Source organism: Arthrobacter sp. 05T410, from assembly GCF_056396505.1.
This window is the reverse complement of sequence record NZ_JBFTLP010000003.1, coordinates 261,374-286,908: the sequence shown is the minus strand read 5'-3', so window position 1 is coordinate 286,908 and position 25,535 is coordinate 261,374. Positions and strand designations below refer to the sequence as shown.

Here is a 25,535-nt window from a genome sequence, read left to right as displayed (position 1 = left end):
CGGGTCGCCTTCGGGCTCCTACCGGCCTGCCCCCCCTGCTTCGGCAGCGACTGCGGCCGCCTCGATGCGGGCCCGGTGCACGGCCCATTCCTCGGCGGTGCGCGGCGAAAGGTTCGGATCCCCGGGACGCTGGCCTGCGCTGCCGTCGATGAGTTCGCGGAGGATGTCGGCGTGTCCGAGGTGGTGGGCGGTCTCCACGCACATGTGCACGAGGATCTGCTGCAGGGTCACGTGCTTGCGCTCGTCCGGCCACCAGGGCACCACACCGGGCGCGTCGAGCGGGAGTTCGTCGATGGTGGCATCGCTGTGGGCCGCCGAGAGCCGGTGCAGCTCAGTGATCTGCTCCCGCGTCTCGCCCGGGGCTGCCCACATGTCCGCATCCGGCTCCGCGTCGTCGGCAAACCACGCCAGCTTCAGCTCGCTGGGACGGCCAAAGACCTCGCCAAAGTAGCCGAGTTCGACGCTGGCCACGTGCTTGACCAGTCCCAGCAGATTGGTTCCCGTGGGCGTGAGGGGCCGGCGCACGTCATACTCGCTGAGGCCTTCGAGCTTCCCGAGGAGGTCCTGCCGCCGGGTGCGCAGGTAGGTGTGCAAGATCGCTTTGTCGTCCATGACCCGCACTATACAGAACGCGCGGGCGCTGCCTGGCGGAACAGCGGGTTTCATAAAACGTATGGAATAATTGGCGCCAACGAGCCTCGGGGGGAGGCCCCGATCGACAGGATACCCAGGGTGAATCTCGATTCCGGTGCATATCGGGTCCGGCCCGCCGCAGTTCTCCTGGCCGCGGCTCTCGCCATTCTTTTGGCAGCCTGTTCTTCCGGCGCAGTGGCCCCGGACGGAGTTCCGGCGGCCCGGCCTGCGGCGTCCGCCCCCGCAACGTCCCCGGCGTCCGGAGGCCTGCGGGGGACGACCGAAGTGAACGGGTTCCTCCTGCCGATGCGCTACGCGGCCGTCGACGGCGACACCTGGGAGGGCATCGCCGCCCACTTCCGGATGACTCCGGAGATCCTCAGGAGCTTCAACGAAGCGGTGTCCGTTGCCGCAGGAGAGATTATCGACCTCAGGGGCGTGGACGTGCCCCAGCTAGGGGCCGGCGGCAGCGTGACCGGGCAGGACGGGCAGGGACGGCTCCTGTACAGGGTGGGCGCCGGAGACACTCCCTCGGGCATCGCGAGCCGCTACGGCGTCCCGCTCTATGCTTTGCGGATAGCCAACCTGAACCTGTTGACCGGAGGCGAATGGATTCCGCCCGCCGGCACCACGGTAACCATTCCGAATCCCCCGGCCGACTGAGCCGGGCCTTTGAGGCAGGCCTTTGCGACAGGCCTTTGCACTGTGGAGACGGGCCGTTGGGCCGCGGACAAAGAAAAAGCCTCCGGAACCTAATGGTTCCGGAGGCTTCTCCAAGGGTGGCAGATGAGGGATTCGAACCCCCGTAGGCGTTGCCAGCTGATTTACAGTCAGCCCCCTTTGGCCGCTCGGGTAATCTGCCGAACTTCAAAAGAAGATCACTCGCGGTTTCCAGTCCCGGAACGCCTGTTTCCAGTCCGTTCCGCTTCCAGCACCCGCGGGCAAGACAACTTTACAGAACTTCCGCCGAAGAATCGAATCGGCGCCTCAGCAGATCATAAAAGGGCCGAAAAAGGGCCAAAATCCGCGGAATTTCAGGCCTCGCCGAGAATCCGCCCCGCCAGCCTTGCCTCGAATCGTGCCGCCTGCTCGGCGGTGACCTGGTTCAGCTCGACGGCGCGGGCCAGGTCCGTGTGGACCCCGTCCATGCGGACTGATGCGTCGGCGGCCGGGCTCAGGATGATGGACGCCGCCAGCGCGGCGGCGGCTACGGAGCTCGCCGTCGCGGCCAGGGTGCTGGCAGCGGCGGCGGTGGTGCGGTTGACGTAGCGGACAGCCTTTTGGTGCATGTTCTTGCCTTTCAGCAGCGGTTCCAACTCTTGCAACTCTGGCCAGCCCGGCTTCGTTCCCGCCGTGATTGAGCTATGAGCGGACTGTGAAACCCGGGACGCAAGGCCGGCCGCCACATCGGGGGCATCCGTACTAGTCTGGAATGCAGACATCCCGGCCTCACGCAGGCACCCGGCAACCATCAGGAGGAAAGTCATGGCAGGCGAATCCACGTTCGACGTCGTCAGCAAGGTAGACAAGCAGGAAGTCGCCAACGCGCTGAACCAGGCGCAGAAGGAAATTGCCCAGCGCTACGACTTCAAGGGCGTCGGCGCCGAGGTCGATTTCAGCGGCGAGAAGATCTTGATGAAGGCCAACTCCGAGGAGCGGGTGCTCGCGGTGCTCGATGTGCTGCAGTCCAAGCTCATCCGCCGCGGCATTTCGCTGAAGTCCCTCGACACAGGCGAGCCCTACGCCTCCGGCAAGGAATTCCGGCTCGAGGCCTCCATCAAGGAGGGCATCGCCCAGGACCTCGCCAAGAAGATCAACAAGTTGATCCGGGACGAGGCCCCCAAGTCCGTCAAGTCACAGATCCAGGGCGACGAGCTCCGGGTGACCTCGAAGTCCCGCGATGATCTCCAGGAGACCATGAACCTGCTGAAGGGCTTCGACGAGGCCGACCTGCAGTTCGTTAACTTCCGCAGCTAGCGGCCCGTCCGCGGCGCAAATTTGCGCGTCGCGGAAAAGGGCTGGCGACGGTGTCGCCAGCCCTTTTGCGTGTCGCGGAACTACTCCCGCGTCGCCAGAGCCGCAGCCTGCCTCAGCTGAGCGGGCGCCCGGCCATCCGCTCCAGCCGGCCGATCCGCTCGGCCATCGGCGGGTGGGTGGAGAACATCTTGGCCACGCCTCCGCCTTTGAACGGGTTGGCGATCATCATGTGCGAGGCGTTGACCAGCCGCTGGTCCTGCGGCAACGGCGCCAGCTGCACGCCCTGCTCGATCTTGCGCAGGGCGGAGGCGAGCGCCAGCGGATCTCCGGTCAGCGACGAGCCGTCCTCGTCGGCGTCGTACTCCCGTGTACGGGAGATGGCCATCTGGATCAGGGATGCGGCGAACGGGGCCAGCAGGGCCATGGCGATCGCGGCGAACGGGTTCGCATTGCGGCGGTCCCCGCCGCCGAACAGCAACATCATCTGCGCCACCGAAGTGATGACGCCGGCGACGGCGGCCGCCACCGACGCCGTCAGGATGTCCCGGTTGTAGACGTGCATCAGTTCATGCCCCAGGACGCCGCGCAGTTCGCGGGCGTCCAGCATCCGCATGATGCCCTCGGTGCAGCACACTGCCGCGTTCTGCGGGTTCCGGCCGGTGGCGAAGGCATTTGGCGCCATGGTGGGCGAGACGTAGATGCGCGGCATCGGCTGGTTGGCCCGGCCGGACAGCTCCCGGACGATCTGGTACAGCTGGGGCGCCTCGGCCTCCGTGACGGGATAGGCCTGCATGGCACGGATGGCGAGCTTGTCGCTGTTCCAGTACCCGTAGGCCGTGGTGCCGACCCCGATCAGGGCCATGATCCAGATCGGCGCCGCACTGCGGGTCCCCGCGGCGATGAACGCCCCCAGGCCCAGCAGGACCGCCCACAGCACTCCGAACAGCGCCGCGGTCTTCAGTCCGTTGTGATGCTTGTGCACTGGTCCTCCTGATACGTGTACTGCAAGCTGATGCCCTGTAATTCACTGACCTACCAAGGAAAACGAACCGCTACGGCACCGGGTTCCGCGCGTCGTACCGCAGGAATCCGCACTCCTGGCGGGCCAATATCCAGGCCACAGCAATGCACAGCACGCCGCCGAGCAGCAGGACCCACCCCTCGTTCAAAAGTTTAGTCGCGCCGCCGGCCAGCATGTCCCCGATCCGGGGTCCGCCGGCGACCACCACCACAAAGACGCCCTGCAGACGCCCGCGCAGATGGTCGGGGGTGGAGGCCTGCAGGATGGTGGTCCGGAAGACTGCGCTCACGGAATCCGCGATGCCGGCCAGCGCGCAGCACAGGGCGGCGGGCAGCAGCCACACGCCCACGCCGTGGTCGCCGGAATGACCGGCCAGGACCACCACCAGGCCGAAGGCCGCCACCGAGCCGCCCCAGCCCATCACGGACCACACCACCGCGGCCCCCTGCCGGCGGACGCCGCCCAGCGGCCCCGAGAACAGGCCGGCCAGGAACGCCCCCACGGCCATCGAGGCCAACAGGATCCCCACCGTGGCCTCACCGCCGCCGATCATCAGCGCGCCGATGGCCGGCAGGAGCGCCCGGGGCTGGGCAAAGATCATGGCCACGAGATCGATCACGAACGTCATACGGAGGTTGGGCCGGGTGCCAAGGAAACGGAACCCCTCCACCACGGAACGGAGCCCGGCCGGCCTGGCGTGCTCGCCCGGCGGCATGGAAGGCAGTTTCAGGAGGGCCCAGAACGCAAACGCAAAGCTGATGACGTCGATCGTGTACGTCCAGCCGAACCCGGCCCACGCCACGAGCACGCCGGCCAGCAACGGGCCGGCGGTCATGGTCAGCCCGAAAATCATCATGCTCAGGGCATTTGCGGCCGGCAGCAACTCCTTGCGCACCAGCACCGGGATGATGGCGCTGCGGGCCGGCTGGTTGATGGCCTGGGCGCCGCTCTGCACCGCCACGAGCGCATAGAGCAGCCACACGTTGCCCACTTCCAGCCACGCCTGGAGGGCCAGCGCGGCGGTGGTCAGCCAGAGGACGGACGAGGCCAGGAGGGCCACGGTGCGGCGGTCATAGGCGTCGGCGATCGAGCCGCCCAGGAGGCCCCCAAAGACCAGCGGCACGAGGGCGAAGAGACTCAGCAGGCCCACGTAGAGGCTGTCCTGGGTCAGCCGGTAGACCTCCAGGCTGACCGCCACCAAGGTCAGTTGGCTGCCCAGGGCGGAGACGGCGGACCCAAGCCACAGACGGCGGAAGGCCGGACTTTCACGCAACGGCGTGATGTCCGCCAACAATTTCTCCACCGGGCAACTCTAGTGGCGAACCGGGAGTGCCCTGTGACACGGCCGGACAATATTAGCCACGCCTTATTGTGAGGCAGTCATAATAAGTGCTTGAATGAGGGTATGACGGATTCCTCGGGCACCCACGACGCATGGGCAGCCGCCCTGCGTGCCCACGGCCGCCGGGTGACCAAACAGCGCCTGGCCGTGCTGGCCGCCGTCGAACATCACCCGCATTCGCCGGCAGAGGCAATCCTTGCCGCCGCCCGGCAGGAATTGCCGGACCTGACCGCCCAGTCCGTCTACGTGGTCCTCGGGGACCTCACGGATCTGCACATGCTGCGCCGTTTTGAGCCCCCGCACTCCCCCGCGCTGTACGAGACGCGGGTCGGGGACAACCACCACCATGCCGTGTGCATCAGCTGCGGCCGGGTGGAGGACGTCGAATGCGCCGTGGGCCACGCGCCCTGCCTGACCCCGCACTGGAACGCGGACGCCAAGCCGATGACCATCCAGATCGCGGACGTGCTGTACCAGGGCATCTGCCAGGACTGCCAGCGCACCCAACAGCTTCCCTCCGAACGAAACTAAGAAACCCAACCCAAGGAGAACTATGACTGAGATCATCTCTGCGCCCGCCGTGTCCACGACACAGTCCGGGGCTCCCGTCACTTCCGACGCCCACTCCAAGTCCGTCGGCGCCGACGGCGCGATCATCCTGACCGATCACTACCTGATCGAGAAGCTCGCGCAGTTCAACCGCGAGCGCGTCCCGGAGCGCGTCGTGCACGCCAAGGGCGGCGGCGCCTTCGGTACCTTCAAGACCACCGAGGACGTCTCGAAGTTCACCAAGGCCGCACTGTTCCAGCCCGGCGTTGAGACGGACATGCTCATCCGCTTCTCCTCCGTTGCCGGCGAGGCCGGCTCCCCCGACACCTGGCGCGACCCCCGCGGGTTCGCCGTGAAGTTCTACACCACCGAGGGCAACTACGACCTCGTCGGCAACAACACGCCGGTGTTCTTCATCCGCGACGGCATCAAGTTCCCGGACTTCATCCACTCCCAGAAGCGCCTCCCCGGCACCCACCTGCGCGACGCCGACATGCAGTGGGACTTCTGGACCCTCTCCCCCGAGTCCGCCCACCAGGTCACCTGGCTCATGGGTGACCGCGGCCTGCCGGCCTCCTGGCGTGAAATGCAGGGCTACGGCTCGCACACCTACCAGTGGATCAACGCCGAGGGCGAGCGCTTCTGGGTCAAGTACCACTTCAAGTCCAACCAGGGCGTCAAGTCCATGACCGGCGACGAGGCCGAGGCCCTTGCCGGCGCCGACGGCGACTTCTACATCCGCGACCTCCAGGAAAACATTGCCGCTGGCAACTTCCCCTCCTGGGACCTCCACGTCCAGGTCATGCCGTACGAGGACGCCAAGACGTACCGCTTCAACCCGTTCGACCTCACCAAGGTGTGGCCGCACGCGGACTACCCGCTGGTCAAGGTCGGCACCATGGAGCTGAACAAGAACCCGGAGAACTACTTCGCGCAGATCGAGCAGGCCACCTTCGCGCCGTCGAACTTCGTGCCGGGCATCGCCGCCTCCCCGGACAAGATGCTGCAGGCCCGCATCTTCTCCTACGCGGACGCGCACCGCTACCGCGTAGGCACCAACCACGCCCAGCTCCCGGTGAACCTGCCCAAGAGCCAGGTCAACAACTACAGCCAGGACGGCGCCGGGCGTTACCACTTCAACGCCCCGTCCGTTCCGGTGTACGCACCGAACTCCGTGGGCGGCCCGGCTGCCGTTGAGCCCGGCGTTGCGGGCGGCGGCTGGGAGAACGACGGCGAGCTCACGCTCTCCGCGCACTCCCTGCACGCAGAGGACGGCGACTTCGGCCAGGCCGGCACGCTGTACCGCGAGGTGTACAACGACGGCGAGAAGGCCCGCCTGCTGGAGACCGTCACCGGCGCCGTCAGCGGCGTCAAGAACGCCAGCATCAAGGAACGCGCCATCGCGTACTGGACCAACGTCGACGCCGAATTCGGCGCCAAGCTGCGCGCCAACCTCGGTGCCGGCCAGGTTGAGTCCGACGCCGAGGCCGCCAACAAGGTCTGATGGTTGCATCGAACGTTGCCTGACGGCCGGCCTTGACGGCCGCCTGGGCGGCCGGTGACCGGCATTCGGTGACCGCTGGAGCCAACAAAACGCCCCGCCACGGACTCCCGTGGCGGGGCGTTTTGCGGTTATCCACATGGGTGCGCGTGCCCCTCGCCACCGCGTGCCGCGGCTCCGTAGGATTTGGGCATGACCGCATTCGCTGGCACTCCATTCGCAGGCATTCCAAGTGACGCCTTCCGGTTCTACGCCAATCTTGAACAGAACAACAACCGGGACTGGTGGCTCAAGCACAAGCCTGTCTACGAGGCCGCGGTGAAGGGGCCGCTGACCCAGCTGCTGGCCGAGCTCGAGCCACGCTTCGGACCGGCCAAGCTCTTTCGCCCCAACAGGGATGTCCGGTTCTCGCCGGACAAATCACCCTATAAGACCGCGCAGGGGGCCTTCGCGGCGGTGGACGAAGGCGTGGGCTTCTATATCCAGCTCAGCGCCGACGGCCTGCTGATCGGCGGCGGCTGCCACACCCACACTCCGGCCCAGCTGGCACGCTTTCGCGGTGCCGTGGACGATCCCGCCAGCGGCGATGCCCTGCAGGCAATCGTGCGGAAGGTCGAGACGGCAGGGTTCGCGGTGGAGGGCGAACGGCTAAAGACGGTGCCGCGGGGCTTCGACAAGGACCATCCCCGGGCGGAGCTGCTCAAGCACAAATCCCTCACGGCCGGCGTCAACGTGGGCCAGCCCGGCTGGCTTGCCGGTCCCGGGGCGGTGGAGGAAGTGGCACAGCGCTGGGAGCAACTGCGCCCCCTCGTGGAGTGGGAGGGCCGCTACGCTGCTCCCTGAGGTTCTGCTCAGATGTGCTGGCCGTCGGTGGCGAGGCGCCTGTCGAGGTTGTTGAAGAAGACCAGCATCATCAGCTCAAAGGCCTTGGTGGCTTCCTCTGGCTGGTTGTTGACGACGAAATCGAACTGCAGCCCGTAGAACGCGGCCGTGAACAGGCGGGCGTCGGTGTCGGCGAATTCCGGCTGGATGCCCTGGATGACCAGCCAGTCCCGGGCCTTCTCGTGCAACATCCGGAAGTGCTCCTGCGCTGTGCCGCGCGGCACCGCCGCCACAATGTCCTGCGCCGTGGCCTCAAATTCAAGCCGGGCCAGGTGCCGGTTGCGCTGCGCCATGGTCCACTGCCAGGACTCAAGCAGGAAGGCCCGCCACGCGTCCCGGTCGATGTCCCTGACGTCGGTGGCGCGGATGCTGTCCAGCCGGGATTCGATGCCGCGGATGATCTCGTTGATCAGCTGTTCGCGGTGCCCGAAGTGGTAGACCAGGACGTAGCTGCTGACACCCAGCCCGTCGGCCAGGCCGCGAAACGTCAGCTCCGCCAGGGTCTTGTCCATGAGGTAGTCGAGAATTGCCGACAGCAACTCTGATTTGCGTTCCGGTCTTGCTGGGCGGGCCATGTGTCCATCTTAGGGAGCGCCGCCCTGACGGAGCGGCGCCCGAACGCCGAAGTCGCCGGAGCCGTGCGGTTACGCCGGAAATTTCCGGCGAATTCGCACGGCTCCGGCGACTTCGATGCGGGAGGCCGACCGCTCCCTTCTCAGGAGCGGGTGAGCGCGTCCACGTTGTCCTCCGCGGGCGCTCCCGCCACGCTGGCCGTGCCGTTCACCGAGGCACGGGCCTCAGCGAACTTTTCATTCAGCCGGGAGTGGCGCTGGCCGTAGGCGAAGTAGATCGCAATACCGATCACGAGCCAGATGGCGAAGAAGATCCAGGTTTCCACGGCCAGGTTCGTCATGAGATACAGGCACAGGACCGCAGAGACGACCGGGAGCACCTTGCCGAACGGGACACGGAAGGCCGGCTTCAGGTCCGGGCGCTTCTTGCGCAGCACCAGGATGCCAAGGCTCACCATCACGAAGGCGGACAGGGTCCCGATGTTGATCATTTCCTCGAGCAGGTCCACGTTGGTCAGGCCGGCGACGAGCGCCACTCCGGCGCCGCAGATGATCTGCAGGCGGGCCGGCGTCCCCCGCACCGAGCTGGTCTTGGACAGGGAGCGCGGAAGCAGGCCGTCGCGGCTCATCGCGAGCACCACGCGCGAGAGGCCCATGAGCAGCACCATGATCACGGTGGTCAGGCCCACGAGGGAGCCAAAGGCAATGACCTTGGCGGCGTCGGTGTTGCCGACCGCCTCGAAGGCGGTGGTGAGCGTCGGGTTCTTGGCCTCAGCCAGCTGGGTGTAGGAGACCATGCCGGTCAACGCCAGCGACACCAGGATGTACAGCACGGTAACGATTGCCAGGCCGCCGAAGATGCCGCGGGGCAGCGTCTTCTGCGGGTTCTTGACCTCTTCGGCCGAGGTGGCGACGACATCGAAGCCGATGAAAGCGAAGAAGACCAGGGCTGCGCCGGCGAAGATACCGAGGGTTCCGTACTGGGCCGGGGCGGCGCCGGTCAGGAAGCCGAAGAACGACTGCTTGAGGACATCCGCGGCTCCGGTGCCTCCGGTCGGCTCGGAGGCCGGGACGAACGGGGCGTAGTTCTCGAACTTCACGTACGTGAAGCCGACGACGATCACGAAGAGGACCACCGCGATCTTGATGAGCGTGAAGATGTTGCCGACGCGGGCGGAGAGCTTGGTCCCGAGGACCAGCAGCACGGTGAAGATGGCAACGATCAGGAAGGCGCCCCAGTAGAGGTCGACGCCGCCCAGGGAGATCGACGGCGGAATGTCCACGCCCATGAGCGCAAAGACTTTGCTGAGGTAGATGCCCCAGTACTTCGCAATCACGGCGCCGGCAGTGAAGAGTTCGAGGATCAGGTTCCAGCCGATGATCCACGCCAGGATCTCACCCATGGTCGCGTAGGTGAAGACGTAGGCGGAGCCTGCCACCGGAATGGCCGTGGCGAACTCGGCGTAGCACATGATGGCGAGCGCGCAGGTGACGGCGGCGATCGCGAAGGAGATGGTGACGGCGGGGCCGGCAAAGTTCGCGGCGGCCTTGGCGCCGACCGAGAAGATCCCGGCGCCCACGGCAACCGCGACCCCCATGATCATGAGGTCCCACGTGCTTAGCGTGCGCTTCAGCTTGCGTCCGGGTTCATCGGCGTCGGACATGGACTGCTCGATGGATTTGGTCCGGAAAAGGTTCATTAGGAAAGTCCGCAATCTCGATAACTGGGGTGGAAACAGACCTATCCATCTTAGAGTCCATCCACTGGACGGCCATTTTTATCCCACATAGTGAGACGCAAAAGCGGGCCGTGCAGGTTTATCCTGCACGGCCCGCTTGCGCGTAGCTGCTCCGTTTCAGACCATCCAGGCCGCCTAGACCGGCCAGTTTTCCATCAGCGTCGAGCGGATCAGGAACCGCTTGCCTTCCGGCGCTTCTACCGAGAAACCACTCCCCCGGCCAGGAACGACGTCGACAGTCAGGTGCGTGTGGCTCCAGTAGTTGAACTGCTCCCGCGACATCCAGAATTCCAGCGGCTGGGGCCGCAGCCCGTCGGAAATGTCGAACAGGCCGAGCAATACGTCCGAGTCCCCCGTGATGAACTCCCCGGCGGGATAGCACATTGGCGAGGAACCGTCGCAGCAGCCGCCGGACTGATGGAACATCAGCGGTCCGTGCTGCACCCACATTTTGAGCAGCAGTTCCACCGCCTCCGGGGTGAGAGCCACCCGGGAGAAGTCCTCCCCGGGGAGGGTCACGGCGGCGTCGAGCTTTGTCGCTGGCATCAGAGTCCGTCCTTCATCAGTACTTGATGACCACTCGGCCGTCGATCTTGGCGTGCTTCATCTCGTCAAGGACGGCGTTGACTTCGGAGAGCTCCCTGGTGGACACCGTGGGGTGGATCTTGCCCTGGGCGTAGAAATCGAGCGCTTCCTCCAGGTCCTGGCGCGTGCCCACGATGGAGCCGCGGACCGTCAGGCCCTTGAGCACAATCTCGAAGATCGGCGCCGGGAAGTCCCCCGGCGGCAGCCCGTTGAATACGATCGTTCCGCCGCGCCGCGCCATCCCGATGGCCTGCCCGAATGCTGACGGGTGCACTGCCGTGACCAGGACTCCATGGCAACCTCCGGTTTCGCGCTGGATGACTTCGGCCGGGTCTTCGTGCAGGGCATTGACCGTCAGCTCGGCGCCGTGCTTCTTGGCCAGGGCCAGCTTGTCATCGGCGATGTCCACAGCCGCGACCCGCAGCCCCATCGCCACGGCGTACTGGACGGCGATGTGGCCGAGGCCGCCGATGCCGGAGATGGTGACCCACTGGCCGGGTTTGGCTTCGGTCATCTTCAGGCCCTTGTAGACGGTCACGCCGGCGCAAAGCACCGGAGCCACCTCGACGGGGTCCGAGCCGGCCGGGATCCTGGCCGCGAAGCGGCTGTCGACCAGCATGTACTCGCCGAAGGAGCCGTCCACGCTGTAGCCGGCGTTCTGCTGGGCCTCGCACAGGGTCTCCCAGCCCGTGCGGCAGTACTGGCAGTCGCCGCAGGCGGACCAGAGCCACGCGTTGCCGACGAGGTCGCCGATGGCCAGGTCCGTGACGCCCTCGCCGAGGGCGACGACCTCGCCGACGCCTTCGTGGCCGGGAATGAACGGCGGGGTCGGCTTGACCGGCCAGTCTCCCTCCGCGGCGTGCAGGTCGGTGTGGCAGACGCCGGTGGTCAGTACCTTGACCAGTGCCTCACCGCGGCCCGGCACGGGAACGGGGAGGGTCTGGATCCGGAGGTCCCTTCCGAATTCGGTAACTACCGCGGCTTGCATTGTCGTCGTCGTCGTCGTTGTCGTCGTCATGGCGAAATCCTTGCGTCATCAAACTTGGGTGTGGCTAAAGGGCGTGTGCAGTGAGCCGGCGTCCCTCCGTGTAGGTGCACAAGTGGTGCGGGCGGGGCGGATCATGCGCGATCCGCCCCGCCCGGGTCAGTGCGGCTTAGAAGAAGCCGAGCTTGTTCTCGTTGTAGCTGACCAGGAGGTTCTTGGTCTGCTGGTAGTGGTCCAGCATCATCGAGTGGTTCTCGCGGCCGATGCCGGAAGACTTGTACCCGCCGAACGCGGCCCCCGCCGGGTAGGCGTGGTAGTTGTTGACCCACACGCGGCCGGCCTGGATCTCGCGGCCGGCGCGGTAGGCGACGTTGCCGTTGCGGGACCAGACGCCGGCACCGAGGCCGTAGAGGGTGTCGTTGGCGATGCCCATGGCGTCGTTGTAGTCACTGAAGCGGGTCACGGACACCACGGGGCCGAAGATTTCCTCCTGGAAGATCCGCATCTTGTTGTGGCCCTCGAAAATGGTGGGCTGGACGTAGTAGCCGCCGGCCAGGTCTCCGGGCATTTCGGCCCGGGCACCGCCGGTGAGCACCTTGGCGCCCTCCTGCTTTCCGATGTCAATGTAGGAGAGGATCTTTTCCAGCTGGTCGTTGGAGGCCTGGGCACCGAGCTGGGTTTCGGTGTCCAGCGGGTTGCCCTGGATGATTTTCTCCACCCGGGCCACGGCGTCGGCCATGAAGGATTCGTAGATGTCTTCCTGGATCAGGGCGCGCGACGGGCAGGTGCAGACTTCACCCTGGTTGAAGGCGAAGAGCGTGAAGCCCTCCTGGGCCTTGTCGTAGAACGCGTCATTGGTGTCCGCGACGTCGTTGAAGAAGATGTTCGGGCTCTTGCCGCCAAGCTCCAGCGTGACCGGAATCAGGTTCTGGCTGGCGTACTGGCTGATCAGGCGGCCCGTGGAGGTTTCGCCGGTGAAGGCGATCTTGCGGATGCGGGGGCTGGAGGCCAGTGGCTTGCCGGCCTCGACGCCGAAGCCGTTGACCACATTGAGGACACCGGCCGGCAGCAGGTCGCCGATGAGTTCCATCAGCACCAGGATCGAAGACGGCGTCTGCTCGGCCGGCTTCAGGACGACGGCGTTGCCGGCGGCGAGGGCCGGGGCGAGCTTCCAGACGGCCATGAGGATCGGGAAGTTCCAGGGGATGATCTGGCCGACGACGCCGAGCGGCTCGTGGTAGTGGTAAGCGGTGGTGTCGTCGTCGAGCTGGGACAGCCGGCCCTCCTGGGCGCGGACGGCGGAGGCGAAGTAGCGGAAGTGGTCGGCGGCGAGCGGAATGTCGGCGTTGAGGGTCTCGCGGATCGGCTTGCCGTTGTCCCAGGACTCGGCGACGGCGAGCATCTCGGTGTTCTCATCGATCCGGTCGGCAATCTTGTTCAGGATCGCGGCACGCTCGGCCACGGAGGTCTTGCCCCAGGACGGTGCAATCTTGTGGGCGGCATCCAGCGCCAGTTCGATGTCCTCGGCGGTGCCGCGGGCCACCTCGCAGAAAGCCTTGCCGGTCACCGGGGTGATGTTCTCGAAGTACTGTCCCTTGACCGGCGCAACCCACTCGCCGCCGATCCAGTTTTCGTAGCGGTCCTTGAAGGTGACCTTCGAGCCCTCGGTTCCGGGCTGGGCGTAAACAGTCATTGCTAGCTCCTTTGCTGTGCAAGATGGGGGGCTGCAAGGCGCTTCCGGCCCCCGTTGCACCCAGCGTAGGCGCGTGAAGGTTGCAGTCAGGTTGCAACCGGAGTGAGCCAGGTCACTGGCGGGGCATTTCGGCGGTCCGCGACAGTCAGGCGCTCAGCTCGCGGTCCAGCCGTTCCAGATCGGCGACGACGGCGGCGCGCTTGGGCGAGCGCGGCGCCAGCAGCTTCAGCGCGGCGATGCGGACGTCGACATCGTCCTTTGCTTCGGGCAGCGCGGCGTATTTCAGGAGCGATTCCGCGCTGCCGTCCGTCAACAGGGCCTCGCGCATCAGCGCGGAGACCCTGGCCCGCAGCTCCACGATGCCGGGGGCCTCGGAGCGGGGCAGCACGGCGCCGCGGTAGATTTCCAGCGCTATCCGGTGGGCGCCGCGCTGCAGGCAGTCCAGCACCTGTCCGGCGTCGGGGACCAGGTCCAGCGGCAGCCGGTAGGGACGTGATTGCGGGACGGCATCGGGGTTGAGCTGCTGAAGTACCTTGCGCAGCCGCACCATTTCGGCGCGCAGCGTCATGGTGGAGGCGTCCCCGGGGTACAGGAGGGCGCAAAGCTCCTCGGCATTCAGCCCCGCCGGGTGGGTGCTGAGCAGGGCCAGGATCTCGCTGTGCCGGGCGGACATGGCCACGGTGCGGCCGTCAATGCTGAGCAGGGCCTGGTCGCGGCCGAGCAGCTGGAGGCTGTTGCGGTAGAGGCTGCTGGCGGCCGGTCCCCCGGCCGTTTTCGGCGTCGAGTTCCGCCGCCTGGACGGCGAGGACTGGCCGGCGGCAGCCAGCTGCAGCCGCTCGACCCGCAGATGCGCCTGGGCCGCGGCGACCGTCGCCTCTACCAGAGACAACGTATGCGGGGCCACGGCCGACTCCGTGCCGGTGATGTCCACAACCCCCAGCAGGGCCCCGGAATCCGGATCGTGGAACGGCACCGCCGTACAGCTCCACGGATGCACGGAGCGCTTGTAGTGCTCGGCGCCGGAGATCTGGATTCCCCGGCCCAGGGCCAGCGCGGTGCCGGGGGCGCTGGTGCCGACCGTCGCCTCGGACCAGTCGGCGCCCGGGACGAACATCATGCCCTCGGCCCGGCGCTGCAGGGCGGCGTCCCCTTCCACCCAGAGGAGCCTGCCGACCTCGTCACCCACGGCTACCAGCATTCCGCTGTCGTGGCTGGGCAGGACCAGGAGCTTGTGGATCACGGGCATGATGGCGGCCAGGGGGTGCTGGCGGCGGTATTCTTCGAGTTCCTCGCGGTCCATGGCCAGCGGCGCCTCGGGGTTGTCCGGGTTGGCCTGCAGCCGGACGGAGCGCTGCCACGATTCCTGAATCAGGGTGCTGATCCCGGGCAACTGCAGGCCCTCGGAGAACGCCATTCCACGGGAATCCAGCTGCTCATGGCCCGCGCTGGCATATTGCTGGCGCAGCGCTGCGGTGACTCCGCCTGCCGGCGGCAACAGTGCTGCGGGATGGACCAGTTTCCTCATTGAACTCCCACCGGACGGGCTCGACGGCGTGCCGAAGGCCGCCTCGTCCGGCCCAGTCTAGTTCCGCGCGGGGCGTTTGGAAACGCACCGGCCTGCCGCCTCAGGCTGTCACAGCCTAGCCGCGGGAAATCTCGATCATGTCCTCGCGCGGCACCACCTTGATGCGCTCCCGTTCGATGCCGTTGGCGGACTCCGCCGCGGACCACTCGGCGCCGAGGGCGAGCTCGTGGGCATCGAGCTTGATCCACCCTTCCCACGTGGTGTACTCGATGCCGCGCTCCTGGAGCAGGTCGATGATGGCCTGCGGGTCCGGGTTCTGCGCCGGCGGCAGCGTCAGCCGGTCCTCCAGCAGGAAGCCGATGGTCTCCAGCGCGTCGCCCTTGGTGTGGCCGATCAGCCCGACGGGGCCGCGCTTGATCCAGCCCGTGGCGTAGATTCCGGGCACGGGGTTGCCCTCGGCGTCGAGCACGCGGCCGCCTTCGTTCGGGACGACGCCGCGGCGGGCATCGTATTCCAGCTCATCCAGCGGCGAACCGTGGTAGCCGATCGCGCGGTAGACGGCCTGGACCGGGTAGTCGAGGAACTCACCGGTGCCCTTGACGTTCCCGGTGCCGTCCAGCTGCATGCGTTCGAACTTGATGCCGGCGACCTTGCCGGGGTTCGCGGCGTCGTCTGTTGTTCCATAGATTTCGACGGGGCTGTGCAGGAAGTGCAGGTGCAGCCGGCGCGAGGACGGTTCCTCGGCCTCGGCGTGCTCCTCGACGAGCCAGTTCGTGAGGGTGTTGACCATGGTCCGGATCTGGTTGTTGCTGCGAATGGCCTCGTCCGAAGCCTCGTCGAATTCGAAGTCCTCTGGATACAGGACGATGTCCACGTCCTTGGCGTGACTGAGTTCGCGCAGCTCCAGCGGCGTGAACTTCACCTGGGCCGGGCCGCGGCGGCCAAACACGTGGACGTCGGTGACCGGCGAATCCTTGAGCGCCCGGTAGACGTTGTCCGGGATTTCGGTGACCAGGAGTTCATCGGCGTGCTTGACCAGCATGCGGGCCACGTCGAGGGCCACATTCCCGTTGCCGATCACCGCAATCTCCTTGGCCTCCAGCGGCCAGTCCCGCGGCACGTCCGGGTGGCCGTCGTACCAGGAGACGAAGTCGGCCCCGCCGAAGGATCCCTCCAGGCCGATCCCGGGAATATCCAGGTCCGCGTCCTTGATGGCGCCGGTGGAGAAGATGACGGCGTCGTAGAACGCGCGGAAGTCATGCAGCGTCAGGTCCCGGCCATAGGTGACGTTGCCGAGGAACCGGATGTCGCCGCGGTCCAGGACCTTGTGGAGCGCGTTGACAATGCCCTTGATCCGCGGATGGTCGGGGGCCACTCCGTAGCGGATGAGGCCGTAGGGCGCCGGATACGCCTCGAAGAGGTCGATGCTGACCTGGAAGTCGCCGTCCTTGACCTCATTGGACTTCGTCAGGATGTCCGCGGCGTAGACACCGGCCGGGCCGGCGCCAACAATCGCGACACGGAGGGGACGGGAGGATGTGGATTCGGCCGAGTTGGACACCGGGAGCCCTTCTGAGTCTTAGGGACAGCGCCAGTAGATACAGCGCACAGGCCCCCATTCTAAATGTGACCGGCCCGCTCGCGCTCCGATTGGCAGGAATAGGCGCCGCGCAGGTGGTGTTATTGGTCTTGTGTCTAAGCCCGAAGGATCCTTGTCCCCCGCCCCATTGACAGCGCCGGCCGGCCCGGCCGCTGGGCCGGCGCCGGCGCGGCCGGGCGGACCGGCACCGGTGGACAAGGACACGACGGCGGGAATCCTGTTCGGTATCGGCGCCTACGGGCTCTGGGGGCTGCTGCCCCTGTACTTCTACGTCCTGCATCCGGCCGGCGCGGTCGAAATCGTCGCCAACCGGGTGGTCTGGTCCCTCCTGTTCTGCGTCCTGCTCATCACCGTCACACGGTCCTGGCGGGTGCTGGCTGCTGCTTTCCGGGACCGCACGGTGATTGGGCCGCTGTCCATCGCCGCTGCCCTGATCGCGGTGAACTGGCTGACGTACACCTACGGCGTGACCACCGGCCAGGCCGTCGAGGCCTCCCTGGGCTACTTCATCAACCCGCTGGTCTCCGTATTGCTGGGGGTCTTCGTCCTGAAGGAGAAGCTGCGGCCGCTGCAGTGGGCCGCCGTCGGCATCGGCTTCGTGGCCGTCGGGGTGCTGACGGTCTCCTACGGCAAGCTCCCCTGGATAGCACTGACACTCGCGCTGAGCTTTGGCCTGTACGGATTCGTCAAGAAGCGCGTGGGCCCGCGGGCGGAGGCGATCACAAGCCTTACCGTGGAGACGATCGTCCTGGCGCCTGTAGCTGCGGCCACCATGATCTTCCTCGCGGTCAGCGGGTCGGCAACTCTGGCCGGAAACGGTGCCGGCCATTTCTGGCTGCTGGTGGCGTCGGGCGTCATCACCGCGGTGCCCCTGCTGTTCTTCGGCGCGTCCGCCCGCCGTCTGCCGATGACCACGATCGGGCTGCTGCAGTACTTCGCGCCCGTCCTGCAGTTCATAGTGGCGCTCGTCGTGTTCAAGGAAACCATGACACCTGACCGGTGGGCCGGTTTCGGCGTCGTCTGGCTGGCGCTGCTGGTACTGACCGTGGACATGCTGCACACGGCCCGGAAGAACTCCGTGACCCGGAAACGGGCCCGCGCCGCCGCCTAGCACTACCGCCCCGGCGGGTTGGCGGCCTGCTTGCCCCTGCCGCCGTGCGTTAGTGTCATCATGAAGGGGATATGTCGGGGCGAAATTGAGGATTGCTGGTGCCACAAGAGGATCGTGAAACTCAGGGCGGGCGCGACATCTCGTCCCTGGACTTCGACAGCAACGGCATCTTGCGCCTTCAGTGGGCCCGCGGCGTGGTGATTGATGCCCCCAACGCCCAGCTGGCCATGGATCGTGTCAATGAGTTGTGCGGCGGCCGGCCCACGCCGCTGCTGATCGACATGGCCACCACGGAGTCCGTCAGCCGGGCCGCCCGGGCCGTGTTCGCCAAGCACTGCGACGCCTCGGCAATCGCGCTCCTCGGCTCCTCCGCCGTAGACCGGGTCCTCGCCAACTTCTTCCTCGGCGTCAATTCCGCGCCGGTTCCGACACGCTTTTTCACCAACGGTGAAGAGGCGGTCCGCTGGCTGACCTCGCAGGGCCATGACGGGGCGTGATGATGACCGCCGCCTCGAGGACCTCGTGGACGGCATCGTCGTACTGTCCTCGGGCGATCTGTCGAACCGGCTGCCGGTCTCACCGGCCCGGGACGGGATAGACGCAGTCACCACCGGCATCAACCTCCTGGCCGAAGAGCTTCAGAGCATGTACGAGGACCTGGAAGTCCGGGTCGCCGAGCGGACCGCGCTCCTGGAGGCGGCCAAAGCCGAACTCCGGCGCGTCATCAACACCGATGAGCTGACCGGCCTGGCCAGCCGCTCGCTGCTGCAGGAAAAAGTGGCCGAAGCCGTTGCCGGGGCCGGCACGGGACGCCAGCCGGCCCTGATCCTGATGGACCTTGATTCCTTCCGGCTCATCAACGACAGCCTCGGCCACGCCGCCGGGGACGCCGTGCTGCGCGAGACGGCCCTGCGGCTTAGCGCCGCGGCCGGACCGGGCCACTTGATCGCGCGCCTCAGCGGCGATGAATTCGCGGTGCTCGTCGCGGACCAGGACACGGAGTCCGTGCTGCAGACCGCTGCCCGGCTCGGCGAATCACTGAAGGACAGAATCGTTGCCGGCGGTGTGGCGGTCGCCCTCACGGCCGGCACCGGTGTCCGGCTGGGGGAACCGGGCCTGCGAAGCGAGGAACTCATCCGCGATGCCGACATCGCCATGCACGAGGCCAAGAAACGCGGCAGGGACACCCTCCTGGTGTTTTCCGCGGCCATGCACGAGGCCGCCAAGCAGCGGGTCCACCAGGTGGCGGAGCTGCGGACGGCACTGGCGATGGACCAGCTCGAGCTGGAGTACCAGCCCATCATGGACCTGCGCACCGGAGCGATCGCCGGCGCCGAGGCCCTGATCCGCTGGCGCCACCCCGCCTTGGGCCTGCTGGGGCCGGATACCTTCCTCGACGCCGCCGACGAGGCCGGGCTCACCGTGGAAATCGGCCACTGGGTGCTCCGGAACGCCATCGCACAAACCGGCCGCTGGAAGTCAGATCCGGGGCTTTCCGCGGACTTCAGCACGCACATCAACCTCTCCCCCGCGGACCTGCACCACGTCGATCTGGCACCCTACGTCGAAGGCCTGCTGGCCCAGCACGGCGTCGAGCCCCGCCATATTTCGATCGAAATCACCGAAACCGCGATCATGCGCGGCGGCCCCGAGGTGGCCGCCACCATGCAGTCACTCAATGACCTCGGCGTCCGGATCGAGATCGACGACTTCGGCACCGGCTATTCCTCCATCAGCTACCTGCGCACGCTCCCCGCCGCGCAGGCGAAGATCGATAAGTCCCTGCTCGACGGGCTGACTACGGACCGGCAGCAGGAATCCTTCGTCGCCGCCATCCTGCAGCTGATCCATTCGGCCGGGTTGGGCGCAGTCGCCGAAGGCATCGAGGACAGGGAGCAAGCCAACAGGCTGCGGCAGCTGAACTGCGAATTCGGCCAGGGGTATTTCTTCAGCCGCCCGCTCCCGGTGGCGGACATGACGGACCTGCTCGGGCACAGAGACGGCGCCGTCGCGTGAGCGTTCCGGCGGGCAGACGCAAGACAGGAAAACGCGTGCACAGGGTGGCGGACACTGTCCGGCTCGCGGCCAGGGTTGCCGTGCTCTCCCTGCACCGTCCGAGCCGCCCGGACCGGCGCTGGGATGCCTTCTGGCGCGGCGTGTCCCAGGGGTCCCTCCGGGAACCGGTCATCTGGGACGCCGCCCCGGGCGCCGGGAACGAAGAGATCCGGCACCACCTGCAGGTGATGGCCGGCGCGATGGACACCAGCCTTCCGGTGATCGATCTCGGCTGCGGGAACGGCACCATCACACGGCGGCTCACCGCCATCTTCGCCTCGGTCCTCGGCGTCGACGTCTCACCCCAGGCCGTGGCAGCCGCGCATTCCGCGCAGCCGCAGGTCGCGGGCCTCAGTTTCCGGAGCCTGGATGCCACGCAGCCGGCCGCGGCGGCTGCGCTGGCGCGCGAACTCGGCGACGCCAACGTCTTTGTCCGCGGCGTGCTCCATGTCCTCAGCCGGCGTCGGCAGGCACGCCTCGCAGGCTCCATCGAAGCACTCCTGGGCACCCGGGGCAGGATCTACCTCGTCGAAACGAACGTCCCGGGCGGCGCCCTGAGCTACCTGAGGGAACTCGGCGCCACCGGCAAGCGGATCCCGGGACCGCTCCGCCAGGCCATAGGCTCGTTGCCGAAACCGGGCCACTTCGGTGCCGGGCAACGCTCCCGCGTGTTTCCCCCGGACCGCTGGACCCTCATCGCGGAGGGACCCACCGTCCTGAAGACGGTGCCGATGGAGGCCGGTGGACCGCCCAGCAACATTCCCGCGTATTGGGCGGTCCTGGCCCCGGGGCCTCAGACCTCCGGGAAGGCATCCACCCGCTGGTAGTCGCGCGGGACCACGACCATGGGAACGGGGAGCGCCCGCAGCACCTTGAAAGCCGTGCTGCCAATGAACAGTTTGTGCTTCTCCGCCAGGCGGGAGGACCCGACGATCATGACCTCGCCGTCGTCCCATTCCAGGTCATCGATCGCTTCCTCGATCGTGCGGCCGTGGGCGACCTCCACGCTGACGTGGTGGCCCTCCGGCAGACGGTGCGCGGCGGCAGCGAGGACGGTGTTGGCGTGGATGTGGGCGGCGTTGACGTTCTCCCCGCCGTCCCCCTCGACGTCCAGTTCCACGAGGGAAACCAGCCGAAGCGGCACCCCGCGGCGCTCGGCGGATTCGATCGCGACGTCGATCGCCGCCTCCGCTCCGACGCGCTGGCCCACCGCGAGGGTCAGACGCGTGATGGCTTCGGTATGGCGGTAGCCGCGCGGCGCCAGTGCCACCGGAACCGGGGCAGCGTGCAGCAGGGCGTTGGCCACGTTGCCCACGGTATGGCGCTTGAACAGGCCGCTGCTGGCGGCACCCACTACGATCAAGCCTGCCCTGTACTCGAGTGCGGCCTCAATGAGGCCGGCCGCGAACGATTCTGCCTGTCGGACATGGAAGTGCGCCTCCAGCCCCTCAGGGACCAGTTCCATTCCCTGGCGTTCCGCTGAGCGGATCTGCTGCTCCGCGGCGCTGACCTGGTTTCCTTCCGGATTCATCGCCACATAGGGCGTGTGCCGATCCACCACATAGACCAGGTCGAGATGCGCTCCCTGCGCGCGGGCCATGGCTGAGGCCAGGGCAACGGCGTCCGCACCACGTTCGGTGGGTGTATAGCCGACTACGTATCGCATGTATGAACCCCTTTTGGGTCTGGGGCAGATGCCAGCTGCGCCCCGGGGGTTCCGGGCGACGTCGGCCGGTCTGCGTTCCTGCAGTGGATAGGAACGACTCTAGTCCAGCGGAACCTCAAAAAGGTGGTGACTTATTACCCTGACCAGCACAATCTTCCGGACCTACGCTGGAATGGTCGAGGGGAGCGCACCATGGACGCCATTCGCAACGGACGGACGCGGGCCGCGGGACTGGGAACCCTGACGCTGCTGCTGGTCCTGTCTGCCTGCACGCCGCCTGCCCCGCAGCCTTCCGCCGGCAGCCAGCCGCCGTCGCAGTCCCCGACCGCCTCCGCCGGCCCGACCGCCAGCCCGTCGCCGTCGGCAACCGGGGATGCCGACGAAACGGCACCGCCGCAACCAGGCGACAAGGTGATCTCCTCCACGGTCACCCACGACTGGTCCGTGCCGGGGCCGACCACCCCGTTCCACACGGACCACAAGAACCCTGTGCCGATCGCGCCCCCGCCGGCGGCACCGCTGCCGACGCTGTCCGCCATCGGCGCGGGCCAGCACCCCTCCGACGCGCCGCCGTACGACCAGTTGAGCTTCCGGTTCACCGGTGGCTTCCCCAGCTACGACGTCGAAATGGTCCCCGAACTCGTCGACGACGGCAGCGGCCTGCCCATCCCGATGCCGGGCACGGGAACCCTCCTCGAGGTGACCTTCCGCGGGGCCCAGTCACACACCGCGGACGGCACGGCCAGCACCGTGACCAGTGCGCCGCCGCCGGCAATCGGATACCAGGCGCTCACCAGCTACGCGCCGGCCGGGGACTTCGAGGGCGTGCTGAGCTACGGGATCGGCGTCGGCCGTCCGATGGGCACGATTCCGGAAACCAAGGTGCGGGTCACTGAGGTGGAGAAGATCGAGCAGGGCCAGCACCTGTACGTGGTGGCGATCCAGCTGGACGCGACCGCCTGGAAGTAGGACCGGATGCAGGGCCCGGATGCAGGGCCGAAAAAAGCCAGGCCGGAAACAGCGGAGGAGCCACGGACATGGTGTCCGCGGCTCCTCCGCTGTGTCGCCCGTTTTCGGGTAGCGCCGGCTCGCCGGGAAAGGATCGCCTTCCCGGCAGCTCATTGGGCCTTGGGCTAGGCGTTGGCCTTAATGGCCGCGGCCAGGACCCCGAGGCCGTCCAGCAGCAGCTCGTCGCTGATGACCAGCGGCGGCAGCAGCCGGATGACGTTGCCGTAGGTGCCGCAGGTGAGGATGATGACACCCTCCTTGAGGCAGGCTGCGGCGACGGCCTTGGTCAGCTCCGGGTTCGGCTCCTTGGAACCGGCCTGGACGAGTTCAATGGCCAGCATGGCGCCGCGGCCGCGGACGTCACCGATCACCGAACCGTCAGCAAGCTCAGCGGCGAGTTCGCGCAGCTTGCCGAGGGCGATCTCTTCAATGTGCTTGGCGCGGCCGTTGAGGTCGTACTGCTCCATCGAGCCGATCGCCGCCAGCGCTGCTGCGCACGCCACCGGGTTGCCGCCGTAGGTGCCGCCGAGGCCGCCCGGGTGGACGGCGTCGAGGAGATCGGCGCGGCCGGTGATGGCGGAGAGCGGCATGCCGCCGGCGATGCCCTTGGCCATGGTGATGATGTCCGGGACAACACCTTCGTGGTTCACGGCGAACCATTCACCGGTGCGGCAGAAGCCGGACTGGACCTCATCGGCGATGAACACGATGCCCTTGTCCTTGGCCCAGTCCGCCAGCGCGGGCAGGAACCCGTCGGCGGGGACAATGAAGCCGCCCTCGCCCTGGATCGGTTCGATGATGATCGCGGCAACCTGCTCGCCGCCAATCTGCTTCTCGATCATGGTGATGGCGCGCTTGGCAGCCTCGGCACCGGTGATCTCCGGGTTTTCCTCGCGGAACGGGTAGCTCATCGGCATGCGGTAGACCTCGGGCGCGAACGGGCCGAAGTTGGTCTTGTACGGCATGGCCTTGGCGGTCAGCGCCATGGTCAGGTTGGTGCGGCCGTGGTAGGCGTGGTCGAACGCGACGACGGCGTCCCGGCCGGTGGCCAGGCGGGCCACCTTGACGGCGTTTTCGACCGCCTCGGCGCCGGAATTGAACAGCACCGTGCGCTTTTCGTGGTCGCCCGGGGTGAGGCGGTTCAGCTGCTCGGCAACGGCGACATAGCCCTCGTACGGCGTGACCATGAAGCAGGTGTGGGTGAAGTGCTCCACGGCTTCCTTCACGGCGCCGACGACGGCGGGGTCCGAGGCGCCGACGCTCGTCACGGCGATGCCGGAGCCGAGGTCAATGAAGGAGTTGCCGTCGACGTCGTGGATGATGCCGCCGTCGGCGTCGGCCACGAAGACCGGGACGCTGGACGCGACGCCGGCGGCGACGACCGCCTTGCGGCGTTCGGTCAGGGCGACGGACTTGGGGCCCGGGAAGTCGGCCTGGACGCGGCGCTTCTGCTCGAGCCGGTAGGTGATGTCATGTGCGGTGGTGGTCATGGGAAGGCCTTCCTAAGCGTGCGGTTGAGGCGCGCGAGTTATGCGTCAGGTTGAGTTAGCAGCGTTATGCGTCGGCGTTATGCATCTAATGCAGACATGACGTGCTTGATTCGGGTGTAGTCCTCCACGCCGTACATGGACAGGTCCTTGCCGTAGCCGGACTGCTTGAAGCCACCGTGCGGCATTTCGGCGGTGAGGAGAATGTGGGTGTTGATCCAGACTGCGCCGAAGTCGAGGTCGCGGCTCAGGCGCATGGCGGTACCGTGGTTCGTCGTCCAGACGCTCGAGGCCAGGGCGTAGTCGACGTCGTTGGCCAGTTCCACGGCCTCGTCCTCGGTGCTGAACTTCTGCACCGTGATGACCGGGCCGAACGTTTCCTTCTGGACGATGTCATCGCTCTGCTTGGCGCCGGTGACGATGGTGGGCTCGAAGAAGAAGCCCTTCTCGCCCGCGCGGTGGCCGCCGGTCTCGATCTTGCAGTTGGCCGGCAGGTGCTCGACAACTGAGGTGACCGCGTTGAAGTGGTTGACGTTGTTCAGCGGGCCGAAGTAGTTGTCTTCGTCGTTCTGCGAGCCGGTGTGCAGGGTCTTGGTGTGCTCCACCATGGCGGCGACGACGTCGTCGTGCACCGAATCCTGGACCAGGACGCGCGTAATGGCCGTGCAGTCCTGGCCGGCGTTGAAGAAGGCGAACTCGGCGATCGCCGCGGCGCTCTTCTTGATGTCGGCGTCGGCGAACACAATGGCCGGGGCCTTGCCGCCGAGTTCCAGGTGGGCGCGCTTGAGTCCCTTGGCGGCACCCGAGGCGACAGCGATGCCGGCGCGGACGGAACCGGTGATGGAGACCAGGCCGGGGACCTTGTGCTCGACCATCATCGCGCCGGTTTCGCCGGTGCCCAGGACAACGTTCAGGACGCCGGCCGGGAAGATCTCACCGGCGAGCCGGGCCAGCACCAGGGTGGATTCGGGGGTGGTGTCCGAGGGCTTGAGGACCACGGTGTTGCCGGCGGCCAGGGCGGGCCCGATCTTCCAGATGGCCATGAGGAACGGGTAGTTCCAGGGGGCCACCTGCGCAACGACGCCGATCGGCTCGCGCCGCACGTAGGAGGTGTGGCCTTCGAAGTACTCGCCGGCGGACTTGCCTTCCATGATGCGGGCGGCGCCTGCGAAGAAGCGCAGCTGGTCGGCGCCCGCGGCCACTTCCTCAGAGGCGATCAGGGAGCGGACCTGGCCGGTGTTGCGGTGCTGGGCCTCCACGAGCTCGTCGCTGTTGGCCTCGACGGCATCCGCGAGCTTGAGCAGCATGAGCTGCCGCTGCCCGGGCGTGGTGTGCTTCCAGGTCTTGAACGCGTTCTTAGCTGCCGTCATGGCGGCGTCGACGTCGGCCTGCACCGAGATCGGCGCCTGCGCCACCACGTCACCGTTGGTGGGGTTCACGATGGGCAGCAATCCTGTGCCGGCGGGGGTGACAAACTCGCCGTTGATGAAGTTCTGCAAGGTTTGAACCACGGTGTACAACCTCTTTCTTACTGCCAATGACGGATGTGTGACTGGTCACGAGCCTATGTCAGCAGGCCAAGGCAGGGAATAGGCACCTGCACA

The 25,535-nt window shown here is 67.0% G+C and carries 24 protein-coding genes and 1 tRNA gene; 10 read left to right on the top strand and 15 right to left on the bottom strand.

What is annotated here, in order from left to right:
* Nucleotides 1-18: 18 nt before the first annotated feature.
* Nucleotides 19-612, bottom strand: a complete 594-nt coding sequence (locus AC1DFR_RS05925; protein WP_476872960.1) for a DinB family protein — start codon at nucleotides 610-612, stop codon at nucleotides 19-21.
* 120 nt (nucleotides 613-732) lie between these two features.
* Between AC1DFR_RS05925 and AC1DFR_RS05920 the strand changes: the two genes are divergently transcribed.
* Nucleotides 733-1,296 (top strand): LysM peptidoglycan-binding domain-containing protein, encoded by a 564-nt coding sequence (locus tag AC1DFR_RS05920; RefSeq protein WP_476872959.1) that lies wholly within the window; start codon nucleotides 733-735, stop codon nucleotides 1,294-1,296.
* A gap of 117 nt (nucleotides 1,297-1,413) precedes the next feature.
* On the opposite strand, the gene AC1DFR_RS05915 is transcribed toward AC1DFR_RS05920, so the two are convergent.
* Both AC1DFR_RS05915 and AC1DFR_RS05910 read right to left on the bottom strand, forming a co-directional pair.
* Nucleotides 1,414-1,495 (bottom strand) — tRNA-Tyr (locus AC1DFR_RS05915).
* A gap of 172 nt (nucleotides 1,496-1,667) precedes the next feature.
* On the bottom strand, nucleotides 1,668-1,922 hold the full coding sequence (locus tag AC1DFR_RS05910; RefSeq protein ID WP_028276970.1) for a hypothetical protein: 255 nt from the start codon (nucleotides 1,920-1,922) through the stop codon (nucleotides 1,668-1,670).
* Nucleotides 1,923-2,118: 196 nt separating this feature from the next.
* Here AC1DFR_RS05910 and AC1DFR_RS05905 point away from each other — a divergent pair, with 196 nt between their 5' ends.
* On the top strand, nucleotides 2,119-2,610 hold the full coding sequence (locus AC1DFR_RS05905) for a YajQ family cyclic di-GMP-binding protein (protein WP_018773569.1): 492 nt from the start codon (nucleotides 2,119-2,121) through the stop codon (nucleotides 2,608-2,610).
* A gap of 112 nt (nucleotides 2,611-2,722) precedes the next feature.
* On the opposite strand, the gene htpX is transcribed toward AC1DFR_RS05905, so the two are convergent.
* Together htpX and AC1DFR_RS05895 are read right to left on the bottom strand one after the other, a co-directional pair.
* Nucleotides 2,723-3,592: a zinc metalloprotease HtpX gene (gene htpX / locus AC1DFR_RS05900; protein ID WP_243181996.1), complete on the bottom strand. Its 870-nt coding sequence runs from the start codon at nucleotides 3,590-3,592 to the stop codon at nucleotides 2,723-2,725.
* 70 nt (nucleotides 3,593-3,662) lie between these two features.
* The gene (locus tag AC1DFR_RS05895) at nucleotides 3,663-4,934 is read right to left on the bottom strand and encodes an MFS transporter (protein ID WP_476872958.1); all 1,272 of its coding nucleotides are present in this window, start codon (nucleotides 4,932-4,934) and stop codon (nucleotides 3,663-3,665) included.
* A 102-nt stretch (nucleotides 4,935-5,036) separates the two neighbouring features.
* Here AC1DFR_RS05895 and AC1DFR_RS05890 point away from each other — a divergent pair, with 102 nt between their 5' ends.
* From AC1DFR_RS05890 to AC1DFR_RS05880, 3 genes are all read left to right on the top strand, one after another.
* Nucleotides 5,037-5,504 carry a Fur family transcriptional regulator gene (locus AC1DFR_RS05890; protein WP_026537503.1) on the top strand — a complete coding sequence of 156 codons (468 nt, stop codon included), beginning with the start codon at nucleotides 5,037-5,039 and terminating at the stop codon, nucleotides 5,502-5,504.
* Nucleotides 5,505-5,526: 22 nt separating this feature from the next.
* A complete protein-coding gene (locus tag AC1DFR_RS05885) occupies nucleotides 5,527-7,026 on the top strand; it encodes a catalase (RefSeq protein ID WP_223913739.1) in 1,500 nt (499 codons plus the stop codon).
* Nucleotides 7,027-7,215: 189 nt separating this feature from the next.
* A complete protein-coding gene (locus AC1DFR_RS05880; protein ID WP_476872957.1) occupies nucleotides 7,216-7,866 on the top strand; it encodes a DUF2461 domain-containing protein in 651 nt (216 codons plus the stop codon).
* Between the two features lie 8 nt (nucleotides 7,867-7,874).
* Here the strand turns inward: AC1DFR_RS05880 and AC1DFR_RS05875 are convergent, their stop codons facing one another.
* From AC1DFR_RS05875 to AC1DFR_RS05845, 7 genes are all read right to left on the bottom strand, one after another.
* A complete protein-coding gene (locus AC1DFR_RS05875) occupies nucleotides 7,875-8,480 on the bottom strand; it encodes a TetR/AcrR family transcriptional regulator (protein ID WP_028276965.1) in 606 nt (201 codons plus the stop codon).
* 140 nt (nucleotides 8,481-8,620) lie between these two features.
* On the bottom strand, nucleotides 8,621-10,177 hold the full coding sequence (locus AC1DFR_RS05870; protein ID WP_476872956.1) for an amino acid permease: 1,557 nt from the start codon (nucleotides 10,175-10,177) through the stop codon (nucleotides 8,621-8,623).
* Nucleotides 10,178-10,351: 174 nt separating this feature from the next.
* A complete protein-coding gene (locus AC1DFR_RS05865) occupies nucleotides 10,352-10,762 on the bottom strand; it encodes a DUF779 domain-containing protein (protein ID WP_223913736.1) in 411 nt (136 codons plus the stop codon).
* A gap of 16 nt (nucleotides 10,763-10,778) precedes the next feature.
* Nucleotides 10,779-11,789, bottom strand: a complete 1,011-nt coding sequence (adhP, locus tag AC1DFR_RS05860) for an alcohol dehydrogenase AdhP (protein WP_476873032.1) — start codon at nucleotides 11,787-11,789, stop codon at nucleotides 10,779-10,781.
* Between the two features lie 166 nt (nucleotides 11,790-11,955).
* Nucleotides 11,956-13,479 carry an acetaldehyde dehydrogenase ExaC gene (gene exaC / locus AC1DFR_RS05855; RefSeq protein WP_230008636.1) on the bottom strand — a complete coding sequence of 508 codons (1,524 nt, stop codon included), beginning with the start codon at nucleotides 13,477-13,479 and terminating at the stop codon, nucleotides 11,956-11,958.
* A gap of 145 nt (nucleotides 13,480-13,624) precedes the next feature.
* A complete protein-coding gene (locus AC1DFR_RS05850; protein WP_476872955.1) occupies nucleotides 13,625-15,004 on the bottom strand; it encodes a GAF domain-containing protein in 1,380 nt (459 codons plus the stop codon).
* Between the two features lie 115 nt (nucleotides 15,005-15,119).
* Nucleotides 15,120-16,565, bottom strand: a complete 1,446-nt coding sequence (locus AC1DFR_RS05845; RefSeq protein ID WP_230007477.1) for an FAD-dependent oxidoreductase — start codon at nucleotides 16,563-16,565, stop codon at nucleotides 15,120-15,122.
* A gap of 130 nt (nucleotides 16,566-16,695) precedes the next feature.
* On the opposite strand from AC1DFR_RS05845, the gene rarD reads away from it, so the two are divergent.
* From rarD to AC1DFR_RS05825, 4 genes are all read left to right on the top strand, one after another.
* Nucleotides 16,696-17,715 carry an EamA family transporter RarD gene (gene rarD, locus AC1DFR_RS05840; protein ID WP_476872954.1) on the top strand — a complete coding sequence of 340 codons (1,020 nt, stop codon included), beginning with the start codon at nucleotides 16,696-16,698 and terminating at the stop codon, nucleotides 17,713-17,715.
* Between the two features lie 92 nt (nucleotides 17,716-17,807).
* Nucleotides 17,808-18,212: a DUF7793 family protein gene (locus tag AC1DFR_RS05835; RefSeq protein WP_223913730.1), complete on the top strand. Its 405-nt coding sequence runs from the start codon at nucleotides 17,808-17,810 to the stop codon at nucleotides 18,210-18,212.
* Nucleotides 18,199-19,731 carry a putative bifunctional diguanylate cyclase/phosphodiesterase gene (locus tag AC1DFR_RS05830; protein ID WP_476872953.1) on the top strand — a complete coding sequence of 511 codons (1,533 nt, stop codon included), beginning with the start codon at nucleotides 18,199-18,201 and terminating at the stop codon, nucleotides 19,729-19,731. The genes AC1DFR_RS05835 and AC1DFR_RS05830 overlap by 14 nt, the downstream gene beginning before the upstream one ends.
* Before the next feature lie 35 nt (nucleotides 19,732-19,766).
* A complete protein-coding gene (locus AC1DFR_RS05825; RefSeq protein WP_476872952.1) occupies nucleotides 19,767-20,597 on the top strand; it encodes a class I SAM-dependent methyltransferase in 831 nt (276 codons plus the stop codon).
* On the opposite strand, the gene AC1DFR_RS05820 is transcribed toward AC1DFR_RS05825, so the two are convergent.
* On the bottom strand, nucleotides 20,564-21,436 hold the full coding sequence (locus AC1DFR_RS05820) for a universal stress protein (RefSeq protein WP_223913727.1): 873 nt from the start codon (nucleotides 21,434-21,436) through the stop codon (nucleotides 20,564-20,566). The two genes, AC1DFR_RS05825 and AC1DFR_RS05820, sit on opposite strands and share 34 nt — an antisense overlap.
* A gap of 192 nt (nucleotides 21,437-21,628) precedes the next feature.
* On the opposite strand from AC1DFR_RS05820, the gene AC1DFR_RS05815 reads away from it, so the two are divergent.
* Nucleotides 21,629-22,405 (top strand): AMIN-like domain-containing (lipo)protein, encoded by a 777-nt coding sequence (locus AC1DFR_RS05815; RefSeq protein WP_476872951.1) that lies wholly within the window; start codon nucleotides 21,629-21,631, stop codon nucleotides 22,403-22,405.
* Nucleotides 22,406-22,569: 164 nt separating this feature from the next.
* Here the strand turns inward: AC1DFR_RS05815 and gabT are convergent, their stop codons facing one another.
* Both gabT and AC1DFR_RS05805 read right to left on the bottom strand, forming a co-directional pair.
* Nucleotides 22,570-23,934, bottom strand: a complete 1,365-nt coding sequence (gene gabT, locus AC1DFR_RS05810) for a 4-aminobutyrate--2-oxoglutarate transaminase (protein WP_476851247.1) — start codon at nucleotides 23,932-23,934, stop codon at nucleotides 22,570-22,572.
* A 77-nt stretch (nucleotides 23,935-24,011) separates the two neighbouring features.
* A complete protein-coding gene (locus AC1DFR_RS05805; RefSeq protein ID WP_476872950.1) occupies nucleotides 24,012-25,442 on the bottom strand; it encodes a gamma-aminobutyraldehyde dehydrogenase in 1,431 nt (476 codons plus the stop codon).
* Nucleotides 25,443-25,535 lie beyond the last annotated feature (93 nt).